The sequence below is a fragment of the Thalassobacter sp. HA4-2 genome, from assembly GCF_055693705.1.
In genome coordinates, this window is record NZ_JBVFUK010000001.1 from 58,478 (window position 1) to 76,176 (window position 17,699).

A 17,699-nucleotide genomic window follows, 5' to 3' on the forward strand; every position below is an offset into this window, starting at 1 on the left:
GAGCCATGGAAAATCTGCCACCCATCGTAGGCCAGGCCTTGGGCTACATCCAACCCATCCTCGACGTGGCACTGGAATGGCTGACGTCCCCAGCCGCGTGGTCACAATTCGCTTTGCTGGTGGTGGCCTACGGTCTGGCGGTCTTCGCGTCACGTAAACTGGCACCCCTGCTGATGCGATTACTGACGCCCGAGGACGGGTCCACCACCATCCTGTCCAAGGTTCGCCGGTTCGCACGCATGTTCCTGCCCCTGCTGCTGCCCCTGCTTGCCTTTGTGTTCCTGTCCATCGGGGAACAGATCACCCGCTCGATCTTTGGGTCCGGCGCAGTGGTCGCCTTTGGCAAACGCGTGTTCCTGTTCCTCGCCGTGCGCGCCTTTGTGCGCGATATCCTGCACGACCCGTTCTTGCGCCTGCTGGGTCGCTACGTCGCAATCCCGGTGGCGGCCCTCTACACCATCGGCCTGCTGGAGCCGGTCACCGCTCAGCTGGACGCAACCGTGGTCCCCTTGGGCAACCTGTCGTTCTCGGTCCTTTGGCTGATCCGGTTCGCCGTGGTCGGCGGCGTGATCTTTTGGCTGGGCCGCTGGTCAAACGATCAATCCGCCAGCTACATCAAGGCCCAGGAAATGCGTCCCGCCACCCGGGAGCTGGCGGCCAAGGCTGCGGAAATCGCGATCTTCGGCCTCGCCTTCCTGATCGTGATGAACATCATGGGCGTGCCCCTGACGTCCCTCGCCGTGCTGACCGGGGCCTTGGGTGTGGGCATCGGCTTTGGCCTGCAGAAAATCGCGTCGAACTTCATCTCGGGCGTCATCCTCCTGCTCGAAGGGCAGGCCACCGTGGGCGATTTCGTCGAACTGGACGGCGGCGAGGCTGGCACGATCGTCAAGATGACCGCCCGCGCCGCGATCTTAGAGACCTTCGACGGCAAGTGGATCGTGGTCCCGAACGAAGACTTCATCGTTACCCGCGTCACCAACTACTCCGATGCCGGGTCCGCCAAACGATACGAAGTGGACTTCTCCGTCTCCTATGAAACCGATATCAACACAATCCCCGAGATTATCGGCAAGGCCGTCGCTGCCCACCCAGACGTCCTGTCCGAGCCCGAGCTGCCGGACGTCGAGCTGCGCGGCTTTGGCGACTTTGGCGTGGATTTCGCGGTGGAGTTCTGGTGCAACGGTCTGGACGACGGCAAGAACCGCTACACCAGCGATATCCGCTTCGTGGTCTGGAACGCCCTGAAAGACAACGGCATCAAGATCCCCTTCCCCCATCAGACGCTGGAGATTACCGGCGATCTGCGTACCCGTGGACGGTGAAACAGCCACAGACGCGCTGGTCATCGGCGCAGGCCCCGCCGGCCTGATGGCCGCCGAGACCTTGGCAGATGCGGGTCGCAAGGTCGTGATCTTGGATCAAAAACCCAGCCCTGCGCGCAAATTCCTGATGGCCGGAAAATCTGGGCTGAACCTGACCATGGCCAAACCGCTCTCCACCTTCGCCGCCCACTACGACACCGACTGGCTGGCCCCCATGCTGGCCACCTTCGGCCCCGCGCAAGTGCAAGACTGGGCGCGCGGTTTGGGTCAAGACATCTTCACAGGCTCCACTGGCCGGGTTTTCCCAAAGGTCATGAAAGCGTCTCCTCTTCTTCGCAATTGGCTCGCCCGTCTTGCGGACAAACAGGTCACCCTGCGCACCCGCCACCGCTGGACCGGATGGAACGGTAACGCGCTCACGTTCGACACCCCCACGGGCACCCAGAACATCACCCCCACTGTCACCGTACTCGCGTGCGGCGGGGCCAGTTGGGCGCGCTTGGGCAGCGACGGCGCATGGGCCGATTGGATGGACACCGCCCCCTTCCAACCGTCCAACGTAGGCCTGACGGTGCACTGGTCCGACCACATGTCCCGACACTTTGGCACGCCAATCAAGAACACTGGGTTAACGATCGACGGAAAAACCCACCGCGGAGAATTCACCCTCTCGGCCCGGGGACTTGAGGGCGGCGGCCTCTATGCTCTGTCCCCCGCCTTGCGCGCAGGCCACCCCCTCCACCTCGACCTGAAACCAGACATTAACCTTAACGACATCCGCGCCCGCCTCCAAAATCGTGGCAAGGCCAGCCTGCCCAACCATCTGCGAAAGGCACTGGGCCTGACCCCCGCCCAGATCGCTCTGCTGCAAGAATGGGGCCGCCCCCTACCCGATGACCTCGCCCCCCTGATCAAACACATTCCCGTTAAACACGATGGCTTCCGCCCCATGGACGAGGCGATTTCAACCACAGGCGGACTGCGCCGCACGGACCTCACCGACACATTGATGCTGCGCACCCGCCCCGGCACTTTTGCCTGTGGCGAGATGTTGGACTGGGACGCGCCCACGGGGGGCTACCTGATCACCGGATGCCTTGCCACCGGGCGACACGCCGGGCAGCACGCGGCCCAATGGATCGCATCGACCTAGCTTCATTGGGTTCCAAATACCCCGGAGTTTGAGGTGGAACCTCAACGCGCACGCGGCCCCCTCGATGGGGGTCGTGGGCGCGCCCCCGTCATAGGTTAACGCAAGAACAGTTTTGGCTCATGTGCACCGGCGTTTCTCGTTAACCTTTGGGCAGGGGGACCACCTCCGGCGCAGGCTCGTCGAACTCGAAGCTTTCCAGCCGGTCCGCTCGTTTTCCGGCCCGTTCCGCTGCCACCGATATGCCGTCTACATCCCGGCGGGCCTGATCAAAATGGGTCGACAGCTTCGCCGCCCGCTCCACCACAAGTTCCACATCCCGGTGCAGCATCGCCAACTGTTTGCGAATCTCGCCCGCCTGTTCCCGCATCCGCGCATCCTTCAAAATGGCGCGCATGGTGTTCAGGGTGGCCATACATGTTGTGGGGGACACGATCCAAACCCGCGCGGTGAACCCTTCGCGCACCAGTTCGGGGAAATTGGCGTGCAGTTCCGCATAGACCGCCTCGGACGGCAGAAACATCAACGCCCCATCCGCCGTTTCGCCTTCGATGATGTACTTGTCCGATATCGCGCGGATATGGGTCTTGATGGCAATGCGAAACGCCGTAACCGCCTGTTTCTTCTCTATTTCGCTGGCCGCACGGACCATGGCCTCAAAAGCTTCCAACGGGAATTTACTGTCGATCACGATGGGTCCGGGCGGGTTCGGCAGGTGGATCAGGCAATCGGCCCGCTTGCCATTGGACAGGGTCGATTGCAGGGCATAGCTGTCCGGGGGCAGGGCCTTGCTGACGATATCCGTCAACTGGATTTCCCCGAACGCCCCCCGGGTTTGTTTGTTCGACAGGATGTCTTGCAGGGACAGCACATCACCGGACAGCCTCTCGATCTTGGCCTGCGCCTTGTCAATCGTTTCCAACCGCTGCTGCAACTCACCTAATGACCGGGCCGTGCGGGTCGAAGTGCCGTGCAGGGTCTCGCCCATGGACTTTTGCACCTCTTCCAGACGCTGTTCCATGGTCTGCATCATCAAGGCCTGCGCCTTGGCTTGGGCGTCCGACACGGCTGTCAGCCCCCCGGTCAGCTGCATCTGACCATTGGCCAGCCCTTCGACCCGCTGGCTCAGGTGGCCCATGTGATGGGCCAGCGGGGCCACGGTCCGCGCCGCCCGGGCCGAGGCGCGCAGGGACAGGATCAGCAGCAGCAGGATCAGGGCCACAACCGCCCCACCGATCAGCGCGGCAAGGTGCAAAGGGTCAGACAGGTCAATTGTCATGTGCGGCCAAACAACCGTTCAATATCCGACAGTTGCAGATGCACATAGGTCGGACGTCCGTGGTTGCATTGGCCCGAATGGGGCGTTGCCTCCATCTCGCGCAAAAGGGCGTTCATCTCCTCCGGGCCCATGCGGCGGCCAGAACGGACGGACCCGTGACAGGCCATGCGGGACAGCACCGCCTCAATCCGGGCCTGCACGGTCAGGCTGTCGCCGGTGTCGTCCAACTCGTCCAAGATATCGCGCAGCATCGCCTCGGCGTTGACGGGGCCAAGGATCGCAGGGGTTTCCCGGACCGCCAGTGCACCGGGGCCAAAGGGTTCCAGCGTCAGGCCAAAGCGGCCCAGATCAAGCTCCATCAGGCGGGCGCAATCGCCCTGCGCCAATTCCACGATCTCGGGGATCAGAAGGGCCTGAGCCGCCACACCAGTCTCCGCCATCTGCCGTTTCAGCCGCTCATACACAAGGCGTTCGTGGGCGGCGTGTTGATCTACGATGACCATGCCCGTGGCGGTCTGGGCGATGATGTAATTCTCGTGCACCTGCGCGCGGGCGGCCCCAAGGGGGCGGTCGTCGGCGGGGGCAGGCGCGGCCGTCTCGAACCGGGCAGAGGGTTCGGCAAAGGCGGGCGTCTGCATCTGATAGGACAGGCTGCGCGCTTGGTCCGACGGGCGGTCCATCTGGTACACGGGGCGGACAGGCCCCTCTGGCTGCATGGCGCCCAAAGTCGCCGTGGCCACGGTGGTCGAGGCGCGGTGCCCCGCCCCGGCCAGCGCCTGACGCAGGCTGGACACGATCAGACTGCGCACGGCGGCAGGGTCGCGAAAACGGACCTCTGATTTGGCGGGGTGCACGTTGACGTCCACCCGTTCTGCCGGGCAGTCGATGAACAGCGCCGCCACCGGGTGCCGGTCGCGGGACAGAAAGTCGAAGTACGCCGCGCGCAAGGCCCCCAGCAGGACCTTGTCACGGACGGGACGGCCATTGACGAACAGGAACTGCGCCACCGCCGCCCCGCGTGAATAGGTCGGCAAGGCGGCATAGCCCGTCAGGCCGATGCCGTCCCGTTCCGCGTCGATGGGCAGGGCGTTTTCCGCGAACTCCGCCCCCAACACTTGTGACAAGCGCCCGTGCAGGGCGTCGAACAGGTCGCCCGATTGCGGGTCCGCGCGGAAGGTGACGCGGGGGGTATCGCCGGATAGGTCGCGCAGGGTGAAACCGACAAAGGGCTCCGCCATTGCCAACCGCTTGATCACGTCCGCCACCGCCTGCATCTCGGCTCGGTCCGTGCGCAGGAATTTCAGGCGCGCGGGCGTGGCGTAGAACAGATCGCGCAGCTCGACCACGGTGCCGGCGGACAGGGCGGCGGGGCGGGGCGCGTCGATGCGGCCCCCGTTGGCGCGCACCTCCATCGCCGTGTCGGAGCCGATGGCCCGCGAGGTGATGGTCAACCGACCCACCGCGCCCAAGGACGCCAGCGCCTCGCCCCGAAAGCCAAAGCTGTGGATGTTGGTCAGGTCCGACCCGTCAATCTTGGAGGTCGCGTGGCGCGACAGGGCCAAGGGCAGACTGGCGGCAGCGATCCCGTGGCCGTCGTCGGTGATGCGGATCAGGGTCTTGCCCCCCGCCACCACGTCCACGGATATGCGCCGCGCGCCTGCGTCCAGCGCGTTTTCCACCAACTCCTTCACCGCCGAGGCGGGGCGCTCGATCACCTCGCCCGCGGCGATGCGATTCACGGCAGCCTCGTCCAACTGACGAATGGCGGGTGCGGATATATTGCGGTCGGGGGCGTTCATGACCCAAGGGATAGCATGAACGCCCGCGATTCTAGAAGGGGCCGGATTCCAGATCTGTCGGCTGCCCCACGACGATGAAGTGCAGCGCGTCGGCGTCAAGGATACGGGCGGCGACCCGGTTCACATCCTCTAGGGTGATGGCGCGCACCTTGTCATTGCGCCCCGGGATGTAGTCGATGGGCAGGCCCGACGTCTGCATCCCTGACAGGATCCCTGCAATCCGGCTGTTCCCGTCAAAGCGCAAGGGGTAGGCCCCGGTGATGTAGGTGATGGCGCTGTCCAGTTCGGCCTGCGTCAGGCCGGTTTCGGCCATCTTGGCCCATTCGGTGCGGATCAGGTCGATGGCATCGCCCACGTTGTCGTTGGACATGGACGCCTGCCCCAGGATCGCGGCGGCATAGTCGCGGGGGACCATAAAGCTGCCGATGCCATAGGTCAGGCCACGTTTGACCCGGATCTCTTCGGTCAGGCGAGAGCCGAAGCCCCCCGCCCCCAGCACATGGTTCATCACCACAGCCGTCAGGTAATCGGGGTCATCAAACTCGATCCCTTCATGGCCAAACAGGATCACCGATTGCGGCGAGGGGAAGTCGATCACCGTCACACCGCCCGCCAACCCATGGGGCGCCTTGTCCGGCAGGGGCGTGTTGGACAGGGGCAGTTCGCCCAGCAGACGGTCCAGCAGGGGGCCAAGCTCCGCCGCAGAGATATCGCCCGTGACGCCGATGTGCATCCGGTCGCGCACCAGCGCACGCCGATGGGCGGCGCGCAGGTCGTCCACCGTCAGGGCGGCTACGGTTTCCGGCGTGCCTTCCATCTTGCGGGCGTAGGGGTGGCCCGGATAGGTCAGGGCCATCATCTGGGCGCTGGCGATTTCCTCGGGGTCTTGGGCATCGCTGGCAAGGATCGACAGAACCTGCCCGCGCACCCGTTCCACCGCGTCCTCGGCAAAGGTGGGATTGACCAAGGCCTCGCGCAGCAGATCAACGCTGGCGTCCCGGTTTTCGGTCAGGAACTGTGCGTTGATCGACACGGTATCGCGGAACGATTCAAAGCTCATGCGCGCGGCCAGGGATTGCACGGCCTCGGCAAAGGCTTGGTTGTCCATGTCGCCCGCGCCTTCCTCCAGCAGGCCCATCATCATGAAGGTCGCCCCCTGTTGGTCCGCCGGGTCCAGCACGGCACCGCCTACGATATTGATGTCGATGGCCATGAACGGGATCGAGGGTTCCTCGACCAGCCACGCCATGATCCCCCCGGGCGAGACGACGCGCTGGATCTCTACCTCCGCCTGTGCGGCAACGGGGGTGATCAGAAGGGCCGCGATACAGGTGCGCAGAAAGGTCATTGAGTCGCCTCCGTTTCAGGGCGGGACAGATAGGCGGTCACGGATTTCCGGGGGTCCAGAACCATGCGGCCCGCAGCGAGGATTTCCTCCTCGGTGATGGATTGCAGGATGTCGGGCCAGGCCTGCACATCCTCGACCGTCAGGCCTTGGGTCAGGGCCTGCCCATAGGCATTGGCCCGCCCCCGCAGACTGTCGCGGCCATAAATCTCGGTGGCACGCACCTGCGCCTTCAGCCGCTCCAGCTTGGCGCTGTCGATGCCCGCCTCGAAGAAAGTCTCTAGGGCGCGGTCCATATCCGCCTCAGCCTGTTCCAAGGTGCGGCCCGGGGTGGGCATGACGATCAAGCCAAAGGTCGTGTCGTCAAGGGATTGGCCGGAATAGAAGGCCGCCGTGTAAACAGCAGCACTTTCATCCTGTTGCAGCAGCTGTCCCATGTGGGACGTCGCACTGTCACCGCCCAGAAGGCTGGAAAACAGGGTCAGGGCCGCAGCGGTGCGTTGATCCCCGGGATCCCGTTCGGGGGCCAGATAGGTGCGCAGGACATAGGGGTTCGACACCCGCTCGTCCTGCATGTGGATGTAGCGGGCGGCGATCTGCGGCGGCTCTGCCACGCGGTCGCGGCGTTCCAACGTGGGCGACGGCGCGATGGGTCCATAATGCTCCTCGGCCAGCGCCTGCACCTCTGCCGGGTCCACGTCCCCCGCGACCACAAGCACGGCATTGTTGGGCGCATAATGCAGGGCATAGAAATCGAGGGCGTCTTGCAACGTCAACTCCTCCACCTCGTGCATCCAGCCGATGATGGGCCGACCATAGGCGTGGTTCAGGTATTGGGCCGCGCGCATCTGTTCGCGCAACAGGGCACCGGGGTTGCTGTCGGTCCGCTGGGCGCGCTCTTCCTTCACCACGTCCCGCTCCGTCAGCATGTCCTCGTCATCCAGCACAAGGTTGCGCATGCGGTCCGCCTCCAGCTGCATCATCAGGCCAAGCCGGTCCGAGGCGACACGCTGGAAATAGGCCGTGTAGTCATAACTGGTAAAAGCATTGTCGGACCCGCCCTGCGCCTCGACGATCGACGAAAACTCGCCCGGTGCCATGGTGTCGGTGCCCTTGAACATCAGATGTTCCAGAAAGTGGGCGATGCCGGATTTGCCCGCCACCTCGTCCGCCGATCCCACGCGGTACCAGACCATGTGGACGACAACCGGGGCGCGGGTGTCTTGAATCACCACGGCCTCCATCCCGTTGTCGAGGGTAAATGTCGTCACGCCATCCTCCGCCCATGCGGGCAGGGCCATGATCAGGGATGCGAGTGCTGCGATAATGCGCATGGGGCCTCCGGTCCGGTTATGCTGTGTCACAACATGGGCAAGGCCGCGCACAAGTCAACGCAAGCTACACGCGCTTGTGACCGGTCAGTCGCCCTGCGCCCCCTCGGGCGGGGCGGCAGGGGTGCGAATGCCCGCGTTGCGCAGGCGGCGCAATTCGGCGTGGTTGTCCAGCGACTGGGGTCGGTACGCGTTGAAATAGACGTTCACGTTGAACACACGTTCCAACAGCCGCCCGTCGTTCTGGCGGCGGAATTCAAGATCCTCGGCGGCCAGGGTGCCGCGAATGTCTTGCGTCACCCCGAACCGGGTGGCGCTGGCGACCAAGGCCCCGTTGCCCGCCGCACCGCGATCCGCGTTGCCCCCAAGGGCCGCCACAGCCTCGTCAAAGGGGGCGCGGTCACTGAGGTTGGTCCCACCGGGGGTGGGGGGCGGCAGGGTCGCATAATCCTCGGGCTGGACCAGCGGGCGCGTGGGCAGAATGGCAAATTCGTCCGGCGTGCCGTCCGCGGATCGGATATTCATCAACGCCGGGGTGTCGTTGCCACAGGCGCCCAGAATCATGGCCGCCGTCAGAACGCCAAAGGTGCGGTATGCTATGCGTGACATCTGCGCTGCCCTCACTATCGTGCCGTTACCTGCGTGTACCTCAAAGAACCGGGGGCGTCACGCCGCCTTTTTCTCGTCGGCAAAGATCACCAGCCCAAAAGCCCCGGCAAAGATGAAGACATCGGCGATGTTGAAGGTAAAGCGGTTGTCGATCCCGCAACACGACATGTTCAGAAAGTCCGCCACCGCGCCATAGATCACCCGATCCAGCGCATTGGCCAAGGCCCCGCCCACGATGAACCCGACCGAGATCAGGGTGACGGGCCGGGCCTGCCCCCGCGCCCAATAGACCAGCCAGCCCGAGACCCCCACCGCGATCACAATCAACACCCACCGCATGGCGGCGGCGCTGTCGGCAAACAGGCCAAAGTTGATGCCCGTGTTCCACCCCATGCGAAAGTTCAGATAGGGCGGAAACACATCCACCGCCAAGCGGGTTTGTAAATCCATCCAATGGACAACCCACAGCTTGGACAGCTGATCAATGGCAAAGGCCGCAAGGGCCGCGTAGAAAAGATGCTTCATAACGCCCCTGTACCCCAGTCAAAACGCACCGCCCACCCCCTCATTGTTCCAAAAATACCCTCGGGGGGTCCGGGGGCTGGCCCCCGGCGGGTCGTGCGCAGCGCGAAACCCTAGTGGCGGAAGTGGCGCATGCCGGTCAGGACCATGGCCAGACCGGCCTCGTCGGCGGCGGCGATGACCTCGTCGTCACGCATGGACCCGCCGGGCTGGATCACCGATGTGGCCCCCGCTGCCGCCGCTTCCAGCAGACCATCGGCAAAGGGGAAGAATGCATCCGACGCCACCGCGCTGCCTTTGGCAAGGCTTTCGGGCAGGCCCAGTGCCTTGGCCATGCGGTCTGCCTTGGCGGCGGCGATCAGGGCGCTGTCCAGACGCGACATCTGCCCCGCGCCCACACCCACGGTGGCCCCGTCCTTGACGTAGACAATGGCGTTGGACTTGACGTGCTTGGCGACTTTCCACGCGAACAGCAGATCGCGCATCTCGTCCTCGGTGGGGGCGCGTTTGGTCACCACCCGCAGGTCATCAAGGCCAACGAACCCTGTGTCCTTGTCCTGCACCAACATGCCGCCCGCCACCTGTTTGTAGGCCCGCAAAGCCGCCCGCATATCCGGCAGTCCGTCCGTGGTCAGCAGGCGCAGGTTCTTCTTCTTGGCGAAGATCTCGCGCGCAGCATCGTCGGCCCCGGGGGCGATGACGACTTCGGTAAAGATCTCGGTGATCTGTTCCGCCGTGGACGCGTCCAGCGGTTGGTTCAGGGCCACAATCCCGCCGAACGCACTGGTCCGGTCGCAATCAAACGCCTTTTGGTAGGCCTCGGTCAGGGTCGCGCCCTGAGCCACGCCGCAAGGGTTGGCGTGTTTGATGATCGCACAGGCGGGGCCATGGGCGGGATCAAACTCTGCCACCAGTTCAAAGGCTGCATCGGTGTCGTTGATGTTGTTGTACGACAGCTCTTTGCCCTGATGCTGGGCGGCGGTGGCCACGCCCGGACGCGCGCTGCCATCGGTGTAGAAGGCCGCGTTCTGATGCGGGTTCTCGCCGTAGCGCAGGCTTTGGGCCAGCTCCCCGGCGACCACCACGCGGCGCGGGGTGTCCTCGCCAATTGCCCCGGCCATCCAGGTGCTGACAGCGGCGTCATAGGCCCCGGTGCGCGCATAGGCGATCTGGGCGTGGCGCTGGCGGAAGGCCAGCGTCGTCTGCCCGTCGCCCGCGTCCAATTCAGCCAGCAGGGCGTCGTAATCCTGCACATCCACAATCGTCGTGACGAACCCATGGTTCTTGGCCGCCGCGCGGATCATGGCGGGGCCGCCGATGTCGATATTCTCGATCATCTCGGCATAATCCGCCCCGCGCGCCAGCGCCGCTTCGAACGGATACAGGTTCACGACCAGCAGGTCGATCTGGCCGATCCCGTGGTCCTGCATCGCCGCCACATGGTCAGGGTTGTCACGCAAGGCCAACAGGCCGCCGTGGACGGCGGGGTGCAGGGTCTTGACCCGCCCATCCATCATCTCTGGAAAGCCCGTCACATCGGCCACGTCCCGCACGTCCAGCCCGGCGTCCCGCAGGGTCTTGGCCGATCCACCAGTAGACAGCAGCTCCACCCCCCGCGCGGCCAACGCCTGTCCCAGTTCGACCAATCCGGTCTTGTCAGATACGGAAATCAGCGCGCGGGTCACAGGCACGAGGTCGGTCATGGGGCAGGTCCTTTGGTTCTACGAATGACCGGGGCCGTCGTGGGCCTTGGTCAGGGTCCAATCAATGCTGGCCGCATACTGTATCTGGCGGGCCGTTAACACGATCTGTTGTGTCGCACGTGGTTTCAGACGGCTGGGGTCCAGATAGACCGAGGGTTCCAGCGTCATCGCCTGCGCGCGAGGGGCGCGGAACACCCACACCTCGCCGCTGATCAGCGCGATAGAGATCGCCCGCCCCCCCAGATCGACACTGGCGTCCGCATCCGGGTGCAGGTGAAAGCGCACCTGAAACGGGATGCCTTGCAGCTTGACGGCGTCCATCGCCTTGCTGAACCGGTCCTTGTCGCGGCTGGACACGGCGCGCAGGCTGTCCTCGCCCTCCAGAGTGCGGCCATCCACGGACAGGATCAGGCGGCGCAGGTGCGTCAAGCCGTGGCTGGGCACATAGCCATCGTGGGACAGGATCAGGGCGCTGGCCTTCCGGTTGCCGGTCTTTTGCGCCGTCACTTTGCGCGGGGTCTGGATCAGGGGCGCCATGGGACCATCGGGGGTCATAACGGTCCCCCCGATCCTTGCGGACGAATAGCGTTCCAGCGACAGGGTCGAATGGCTGGCCGTGGCCCGGGCCGCCCGCGCCCAATCAGCCCCGAAATACCGCCCCGGTCCACAGTTCACGATCAGGGGGCAGGTGCCCGAGGACACCTCGAACGCCAGCGTGGAGGCATGGGCCGTCCCACTGCGCAAGGGTGGGGTGTCGGCGTCCACGACAACGGCGGTGCGTCCGTGTTGCAACGTGGCGAATCCCATGGCTGGACCTGTGGCCGCCGGGGTGCGCACGCCGCTGGTCACAAGGGCCTTGTCCAACTTGCCCGCAACACCCGGACCACCGCCGTGGAACCGGGCCAGCGCCCCATCCGTGTGACGCAGGGCGCGCAGGGTGGGCACGATACGCTCCATCGCGGCGTCGATCGGGTCGGGCACCACGGACCGGGCATCGGCCAGCGCAACCTTGGCCCATCCCAGCAGGGTGAACAGCTCCAACAGCTCTTCCGGATTGCGAGAGGCAAGGCCCCCGTCCGCGCTGATATCGTCGGTGACCGTGTCGGCCAACGCTTCGGCGGCGCGGTGGCGCAGGGGTTCCAACCCCTCCAGCGTCAGGCCGGCGTAGATCAGGCCCGTCAAGGCCTCGACCCGGGGCAGGCCGCGGGGGCCGCGGGGCCATTCGCGGGCCAGATAATTGGCCTGCCGGGTCAGGGACAGGAAAAGCCGCCGCTGGCCCGCGCTTTCCATCTGGGACAGCACAAAGGGCGCGTGTGTGATCAGGTGGATCAGGCGACGCCCCGTCAGCGCAGGGGTCCAGCCCGGCCCGCGCCCGGTGCCATAGCGCGTGATCCAATCCTGCAACCACACCTGCGCCAGCGCGCGGGCCTCCGCGTCGCCCACAGCCGCCAGATCCGACAGCCAGTCAAAGCCCTGCACCTGACGGGCCCACATGGGGTTGGGGGCGGGAACGGACCACAGGGACGCACCGGGGCGTTCCAGCAGGACCCCCGCAAACAGCAGGTTGCCTGCCATCAACTGCCGCCCCCGGGCGTAGGACCCGATGGCCTGAGGTTCGGGATAGCTGACCAGCGCGCGGGCCACACGCCCGGGCCGTGCGCGCAGCACCCGCCAGCGGCGGGCGGCGGCGGCAAGGCGGGCGCGGGTCAGGGTTGGCATGGGCGGCTCTGTCTGTTGGTTCAGGCTAACTTAGGACGGCACGCGCAGCTTGGCTATGTAGAACCCATCCATCCCGCCCTTGTCCGCCCACAGATCGGGCAACAGACGCAGGCCATGGGCGCTGGCGGTTTCGGGGGGTAGGCCAAGGGCGGCAGGGTCCAGCGGTTCGGCCCGCAAGCCCGGGTTGCGCTTCAACGCCGCCGAGACCTGATGCTCCCCCTCCACAGGCAGAAGGGAGCAGGTGCAATACACCAGCGTGCCGCCGGGTTTCACAAACGTCAGCGCCCGGTCCAGCAGTTGGTACTGCAACTTGGTCAGCGCCTCGATCTCGGCCTTACTGCGCAGGTGCGGCAGGTCGGGGTGGCGGCGGATGGTGCCCGTGGCCGAACAGGGCGCGTCCAGCAACACCGCATCGAACGGCGCATCCGGGGTCCAGCCCATGGCGTCAGCGGCCACGATGTCTGCCTGTAGCCCCGTGCGGGTCAGGTTCTGGGACAGGCGGCGCAGGCGTCCGGCGGACACGTCCAGCGCCGTGACCTGCGCCCCGGCGGCGGCCAGTTGCATGGTCTTGCCCCCGGGGGCGGCGCACAGGTCCAGCACACGCAGGCCCGCAACGTCCCCCATGGTGCGCACAGGCACGGCGGCGGCGGCGTCTTGCACCCACCACGCGCCTTGCGTGAACCCCGGTAGGGCGGTGACTTGTCCCGCCTTCGCGCGCAGGGACCCGGTGGGCAGAACCTCGCCCTCCAACCCCTCGGGGCGGTCGCCGCGCAGGGTCAAGTCAAGGGGTGCGCCCGCAAGGTGGGCGTCTTCGATGGCGTTCAGACGGTCCTGCCCATGGGCCTTGGCGACCATCGCGCGCAGCCACGGGGGCAGGGTCGCGGGGGGCAGAGCGTCCCAGCCCGCCTGATCCTCGGCCAATTTGCGCAGGATCGCGTTGACCATGCCACTGGCGCGCGCGGTCTTGGGCACCTCGTTGGTCAGGGACACGGCGGCATGCACCACACCGTGGGCGGCCCCCCCGTCAAGGCGCAGCTCTGCCACCGCCAGACGCAGTACTTGTTGGACGCGCAGGGGCGGGCGGCGCGTGATGTGGGGGCGCAGATAGGCGTCGATCCGCGCCAAGTGGCGCAGGACCAGCCCGGCCAAGCGCATGGCGCGCGCCTCGTCGGGGCCGTCCACGCGCAACCCGCTGGCCGCCTCGGTCAGCATCTGTTTTTCCAACAGCACGGCATGCAAAAGGCGCAAAGCAGCGCGGCGGGCGTCTAGGTCACTGGCCATGGAGGTCCTTTAACGGTGTAGGCTTGAGTAAAAGCATCTGCGGCGTATATCAAAGCCTATGACCGATACAACCGACCCCATCCCCGCACAGCCTAAGGAAACCGAGGCAGAGCGGCGCGCCAAACTGCCCGACATCGCCCGCAAAGCTCTGGAGGAAGCGGACGCCCGCAAAGCCGCCGCTGCCGCACAGGCGCTTCCGACGGAACTGGGGGGCCGCGACGGCCCCGATCCCGTGCGCTACGGCGATTGGGAAAAGAAGGGCATCGCCATCGACTTTTAACGCAGGCGCAGGTCTGCGGTGTCGCCCGTGCCCTTGTCCGCGATGAAACGCACCGTGTTGCCGCGCACCTTCACCATCTGGCAGTTGCGGGGCAACACCTCGTTCCCGTAGGACAGCGTGCGGCAGAAAAAGCCGTCCTCCCACGACCAATCGCCCGCGACCCGGCGACCAAAGGCGTTGCCCGTGATCTCGCCGTCCTCGGCCACGTCAAGGCTGATGCCAAGGCGGGTCAGGGATTTGCCCGTGACCATCTGCACAAATTCGGATTTGTCCGGGATCCGGTCAAAGCTGTCGCTGGCAAAGGCCCCGGGCGCGGGCGCCATGGCAAACACCGCAACCACACCGAACGCCGCTGCAAAAACCCAATCACGCATCGTCTAACCCCGTATTGTTTGTCCTTCCTACGGGCCAAACACGGGGTTGGATCACTTTAGGCCCAAAACATCCAACATATCGAAGGCACCGGGCCCCCGGCCCTGCCCCCATAGCGCGGCCTTGAGCGCCCCGCGCGCGAACACAGACCGGTCGCTGGCCACATGGCGCAGGGTGATCCGTTCGCCGTCGGCGGCAAACATCACGTCGTGTTCCCCGATGATATCGCCGCCCCGGATGGCGTGAAACCCGATGGCACCCCGTTCCCGGGCACCGGTGATCCCGTCGCGCGCCCGGTCCGACACCGTGTCCAGATCCACGCCGCGCCCCTGGGCCGCCGCCTCGCCCAGCATCAACGCCGTGCCCGAGGGCGCATCGACCTTGTGGCGGTGGTGGCCCTCGATCACTTCGATGTCGTAATCCTCGTCCAGGGCGGCGGCCACTTGCCGCACAAGCGTGGTCAACAGGTTCACGCCCAAGGACATGTTGCCCGCGCGCACAATAGTGGCATGGCGGGCGGCACGGTCCAGCACGTCGATATCATCCGCCGACAGACCCGTGGTGCCGATCACATGGACGGCGCGGGCCTGGGCCGTCAGTTCGGCCATGGCGACCGTGGCGGCGGGCGAGGTGAAATCAATCACCGCCTGAGCATCCTTGACCACCTCGATCGGGTCGTCGGTCACGGGCACGCCAGTGGCACTGCCGCCCATACACTCCCCCAGATCGCGCCCGGCCCAACCGTGGCCCGCCCGTTCCGTGACCCCCACAAGGCGGCACGCATCGCTGGCCTGCACCACCTGGATCAACATTTGCCCCATGCGGCCCGACCCGCCCATGACCACTATGCCCGGTTTATCGCTCATGCGTGCCTCCTTCGCGTTTCGCCTGTCTTGCGCAATTGCTTGCGCGGATGCAACGCTGGGCTTATGTGCCGGGGACTGGATAGGAGTGCACATCATGGGCAAAAAACGGTTTTCCGAGGGCGCAGGGCCAAGCCAGCGTCAGTTGCGCGTGGGCGAAGTCATCCGCCGCACCCTGTCCGAGGTCCTGTTGCGCGGCGACGCCCATGACCCCGAATTGACCCAACTGTCGATCACCGTGTCCGAGGTGCGCGTGACGCCCGACCTGCGGATCGCCACCTGTTTCGTGCTGCCCCTGGGCGGCAAGCAAAAGGCCGAGGCCATCGCCGCCCTGGCCCGCAACAAGGGCGAATTGCGCACGCTGGTGTCCAAGGGTCTGACGATCAAACACGCCCCCGAGCTGCGGTTCCTGATTGACGAAACCTTTGACCGGATCGACGAAACCCGCGCCTTGCTGGACTCCGACAAGGTGCGTCAGGATCTGGACAAGTGATCCGCGCGGCACTGGCGTGGCTGGTGCTGGCGGTCCCCGCGCTGGCCTGCGAACCGGTCCAGCATCGCGGGCAGGCCTTCACGGTGTGCGAGGTCGCGGCGGGCCAACGGATCGAGCTTGCCTTGCGCGGCGCGGACGGCCGCATCCTCGGCGCCTTCAGCCGGATCGAAACCGACGGCCAGATCGCCTTTGCCATGAATGCCGGGATGTACCACCCCGACCGCGCGCCGGTCGGTCTGTACATCGAAGACGGGGTTCAGGAAATGCGGCTGATCACATCCGACGGGCCGGGCAATTTCGGGATGCTGCCCAACGGGGTGTTCTGCGTGACCGAAAACGGGGGACTCGTGCGGGAAAGTGCACGGTTCGCGCGCGACTTGCCACAATGTGTGCACGCGTCGCAGTCCGGGCCGATGCTGGTGATCGACGGCGCGTTGCACCCCCGGTTTCTGCCCGACAGCACCTATCGCAACATCCGCAACGGGGTCGGGGCCAGCGAGGACGGCAGCCGCGTTGTCTTTGCAATTTCGGACACGCCCGTGACGTTTCACGAATTGGCCACCCTGTTCCGCGATGTGATCGGGGTGCCCAATGCGTTGTACTTTGACGGGCGCGTCTCGCGGTTGTATGCGCCGGGTATCGGGCGCAACGATCCCGGTCTGCCCCTTGGACCCATGGTCGCGGTGATCGACCCCGAATAATGTTAGAGTATTGATATGGCACGCAAAAAGAAGGGTCGCCCGGTTCACGGATGGCTGATCATCGACAAACCCGCAGGGGTCACATCCACGTCCGTGGTGGGCAAGGCCCGCTGGGCGTTGCAGGCGCAAAAGGCCGGTCACGCGGGCACCCTGGACCCGGCAGCGACCGGTGTTTTGGCCGTGGCCTTGGGCGAGGCGACCAAGACGGTGCCCTATGTGACGGACGCGCTGAAATGCTATCGCTTTGTGGTGAACCTCGGGGCCGCCACTACGACCGACGACGCCGAAGGCGAGGTGATCCAGACCGCCGACACCCGCCCCTCTGACGCCGAAATCGAGGCCGCGCTGGAAGGGTTCCGCGGCGAAATTATGCAAGTACCACCGCAGTTTAGCGCCGTTAAGGTTGATGGCGAACGCGCCTACGATCTGGCCCGCGAAGGCGAGGCGATGGACCTGGCCGCCCGTCCGCTTTGGGTCGACAGCCTTGACCTGATCGCCCGCCCCACCCCCGACACGGTCGAACTGGAAATGGTTTGCGGCAAGGGCGGCTATGTGCGGTCCATCGCCCGGGATCTGGGTACTGCTCTGGGTTGTTTGGGCCACGTCGCATGGCTGCGTCGCACTTGGTCCGGCGCGTTCGAGGCCGAGGACGGCCTGGCCTTCGATCAATTGGATGCATTGGCCCAAGACCCGGAATTAGACAAACATATCAAACCCTTGGAATGGGGTCTGGCCGATCTGCCCGAGGTGCCCTGCACCGCCGAGGCCGCCGCCAAGATGCGCAATGGCAACCCCGGTATGGTCCTGACAGCGGACGTGGACTACGGCGACGAATGTTGGGCCTCTCTGAACGGGCAAGCCGTGGCGGTGGGGGTGTTCAAGGCTGGTGAGCTGCACCCCTCACGCGTGTTCCAGACCTTTCAATGA

17 protein-coding genes are annotated in these 17,699 nt (G+C 65.5%); 6 read left to right on the top strand and 11 right to left on the bottom strand.

The window, feature by feature from the left end; genetic code table 11:
• Positions 1-5: 5 nt before the first annotated feature.
• A complete protein-coding gene (locus ACZ1G0_RS00305) occupies positions 6-1,325 on the top strand; it encodes a mechanosensitive ion channel family protein (RefSeq protein WP_472735112.1) in 1,320 nt (439 codons plus the stop codon).
• Positions 1,315-2,478 carry a TIGR03862 family flavoprotein gene (locus ACZ1G0_RS00310; RefSeq protein WP_472735113.1) on the top strand — a complete coding sequence of 388 codons (1,164 nt, stop codon included), beginning with the start codon at positions 1,315-1,317 and terminating at the stop codon, positions 2,476-2,478. The genes ACZ1G0_RS00305 and ACZ1G0_RS00310 overlap by 11 nt, the downstream gene beginning before the upstream one ends.
• Before the next feature lie 139 nt (positions 2,479-2,617).
• Here ACZ1G0_RS00310 and ACZ1G0_RS00315 read toward each other — a convergent pair whose 3' ends face one another.
• The 9 genes from ACZ1G0_RS00315 to ACZ1G0_RS00355 form a co-directional block, all read right to left on the bottom strand.
• A complete protein-coding gene (locus ACZ1G0_RS00315) occupies positions 2,618-3,754 on the bottom strand; it encodes a DNA recombination protein RmuC (RefSeq protein WP_472735114.1) in 1,137 nt (378 codons plus the stop codon).
• Positions 3,751-5,553 (bottom strand): DNA mismatch repair endonuclease MutL, encoded by a 1,803-nt coding sequence (gene mutL, locus ACZ1G0_RS00320; protein ID WP_472735115.1) that lies wholly within the window; start codon positions 5,551-5,553, stop codon positions 3,751-3,753. The genes ACZ1G0_RS00315 and mutL overlap by 4 nt, the downstream gene beginning before the upstream one ends.
• Positions 5,554-5,584: 31 nt before the next feature.
• Positions 5,585-6,901, bottom strand: coding sequence for a M16 family metallopeptidase (locus ACZ1G0_RS00325; protein ID WP_472735116.1), 1,317 nt, complete (start codon positions 6,899-6,901; stop codon positions 5,585-5,587).
• Positions 6,898-8,232, bottom strand: coding sequence for a M16 family metallopeptidase (locus ACZ1G0_RS00330; RefSeq protein ID WP_472735117.1), 1,335 nt, complete (start codon positions 8,230-8,232; stop codon positions 6,898-6,900). The genes ACZ1G0_RS00325 and ACZ1G0_RS00330 overlap by 4 nt, the downstream gene beginning before the upstream one ends.
• An 84-nt stretch (positions 8,233-8,316) precedes the next feature.
• Positions 8,317-8,838, bottom strand: coding sequence for a DUF3035 domain-containing protein (locus ACZ1G0_RS00335; protein WP_472735118.1), 522 nt, complete (start codon positions 8,836-8,838; stop codon positions 8,317-8,319).
• 57 nt (positions 8,839-8,895) lie between these two features.
• Positions 8,896-9,363 carry a signal peptidase II gene (gene lspA / locus ACZ1G0_RS00340; protein ID WP_472735119.1) on the bottom strand — a complete coding sequence of 156 codons (468 nt, stop codon included), beginning with the start codon at positions 9,361-9,363 and terminating at the stop codon, positions 8,896-8,898.
• A gap of 110 nt (positions 9,364-9,473) precedes the next feature.
• Positions 9,474-11,063 carry a bifunctional phosphoribosylaminoimidazolecarboxamide formyltransferase/IMP cyclohydrolase gene (purH, locus tag ACZ1G0_RS00345; protein WP_472735120.1) on the bottom strand — a complete coding sequence of 530 codons (1,590 nt, stop codon included), beginning with the start codon at positions 11,061-11,063 and terminating at the stop codon, positions 9,474-9,476.
• 18 nt (positions 11,064-11,081) lie between these two features.
• On the bottom strand, positions 11,082-12,782 hold the full coding sequence (locus tag ACZ1G0_RS00350; protein WP_472735121.1) for a heparinase II/III family protein: 1,701 nt from the start codon (positions 12,780-12,782) through the stop codon (positions 11,082-11,084).
• A 30-nt stretch (positions 12,783-12,812) separates the two neighbouring features.
• On the bottom strand, positions 12,813-14,063 hold the full coding sequence (locus tag ACZ1G0_RS00355; protein ID WP_472735122.1) for an RsmB/NOP family class I SAM-dependent RNA methyltransferase: 1,251 nt from the start codon (positions 14,061-14,063) through the stop codon (positions 12,813-12,815).
• Between the two features lie 58 nt (positions 14,064-14,121).
• Between ACZ1G0_RS00355 and ACZ1G0_RS00360 the strand changes: the two genes are divergently transcribed.
• Positions 14,122-14,343 carry a DUF1674 domain-containing protein gene (locus ACZ1G0_RS00360; protein ID WP_472735123.1) on the top strand — a complete coding sequence of 74 codons (222 nt, stop codon included), beginning with the start codon at positions 14,122-14,124 and terminating at the stop codon, positions 14,341-14,343.
• Here ACZ1G0_RS00360 and ACZ1G0_RS00365 read toward each other — a convergent pair.
• Both ACZ1G0_RS00365 and dapB read right to left on the bottom strand, forming a co-directional pair.
• Complete coding sequence (locus ACZ1G0_RS00365; RefSeq protein ID WP_472735124.1) at positions 14,340-14,717, bottom strand: dihydrodipicolinate reductase; 378 nt, start codon at positions 14,715-14,717, stop codon at positions 14,340-14,342. The genes ACZ1G0_RS00360 and ACZ1G0_RS00365 overlap by 4 nt on opposite strands.
• Before the next feature lie 51 nt (positions 14,718-14,768).
• Positions 14,769-15,581: a 4-hydroxy-tetrahydrodipicolinate reductase gene (dapB, locus tag ACZ1G0_RS00370; protein WP_472735125.1), complete on the bottom strand. Its 813-nt coding sequence runs from the start codon at positions 15,579-15,581 to the stop codon at positions 14,769-14,771.
• A 94-nt stretch (positions 15,582-15,675) separates the two neighbouring features.
• Here dapB and rbfA point away from each other — a divergent pair, with 94 nt between their 5' ends.
• The 3 genes from rbfA to truB are packed head-to-tail and all read left to right on the top strand — an operon-like array spanning position 15,676 to position 17,699.
• On the top strand, positions 15,676-16,071 hold the full coding sequence (rbfA, locus tag ACZ1G0_RS00375; protein ID WP_472735126.1) for a 30S ribosome-binding factor RbfA: 396 nt from the start codon (positions 15,676-15,678) through the stop codon (positions 16,069-16,071).
• Positions 16,068-16,772 (top strand): phosphodiester glycosidase family protein, encoded by a 705-nt coding sequence (locus ACZ1G0_RS00380; RefSeq protein WP_472735127.1) that lies wholly within the window; start codon positions 16,068-16,070, stop codon positions 16,770-16,772. Before rbfA ends, ACZ1G0_RS00380 begins: the two co-directional genes overlap by 4 nt.
• Positions 16,773-16,787: 15 nt before the next feature.
• Positions 16,788-17,699, top strand: a complete 912-nt coding sequence (gene truB / locus ACZ1G0_RS00385; RefSeq protein WP_472735128.1) for a tRNA pseudouridine(55) synthase TruB — start codon at positions 16,788-16,790, stop codon at positions 17,697-17,699.

Coding starts and splice junctions, on each gene's coding strand:
- ACZ1G0_RS00325 (WP_472735116.1), bottom strand. CDS start 6,901: ATGACCTTTCTGCGCACCTGTATCGCGGCCCTTCTGATCACCCCCGTT.
- mutL (WP_472735115.1), bottom strand. CDS start 5,553: ATGAACGCCCCCGACCGCAATATATCCGCACCCGCCATTCGTCAGTTG.
- ACZ1G0_RS00365 (WP_472735124.1), bottom strand. CDS start 14,717: ATGCGTGATTGGGTTTTTGCAGCGGCGTTCGGTGTGGTTGCGGTGTTT.
- purH (WP_472735120.1), bottom strand. CDS start 11,063: ATGACCGACCTCGTGCCTGTGACCCGCGCGCTGATTTCCGTATCTGAC.
- lspA (WP_472735119.1), bottom strand. CDS start 9,363: ATGAAGCATCTTTTCTACGCGGCCCTTGCGGCCTTTGCCATTGATCAG.
- ACZ1G0_RS00305 (WP_472735112.1), top strand. CDS start 6: ATGGAAAATCTGCCACCCATCGTAGGCCAGGCCTTGGGCTACATCCAA.
- truB (WP_472735128.1), top strand. CDS start 16,788: ATGGCACGCAAAAAGAAGGGTCGCCCGGTTCACGGATGGCTGATCATC.
- ACZ1G0_RS00330 (WP_472735117.1), bottom strand. CDS start 8,232: ATGCGCATTATCGCAGCACTCGCATCCCTGATCATGGCCCTGCCCGCA.
- dapB (WP_472735125.1), bottom strand. CDS start 15,581: ATGAGCGATAAACCGGGCATAGTGGTCATGGGCGGGTCGGGCCGCATG.
- ACZ1G0_RS00350 (WP_472735121.1), bottom strand. CDS start 12,782: ATGCCAACCCTGACCCGCGCCCGCCTTGCCGCCGCCGCCCGCCGCTGG.
- ACZ1G0_RS00360 (WP_472735123.1), top strand. CDS start 14,122: ATGACCGATACAACCGACCCCATCCCCGCACAGCCTAAGGAAACCGAG.
- ACZ1G0_RS00335 (WP_472735118.1), bottom strand. CDS start 8,838: ATGTCACGCATAGCATACCGCACCTTTGGCGTTCTGACGGCGGCCATG.
- rbfA (WP_472735126.1), top strand. CDS start 15,676: ATGGGCAAAAAACGGTTTTCCGAGGGCGCAGGGCCAAGCCAGCGTCAG.
- ACZ1G0_RS00355 (WP_472735122.1), bottom strand. CDS start 14,063: ATGGCCAGTGACCTAGACGCCCGCCGCGCTGCTTTGCGCCTTTTGCAT.
- ACZ1G0_RS00315 (WP_472735114.1), bottom strand. CDS start 3,754: ATGACAATTGACCTGTCTGACCCTTTGCACCTTGCCGCGCTGATCGGT.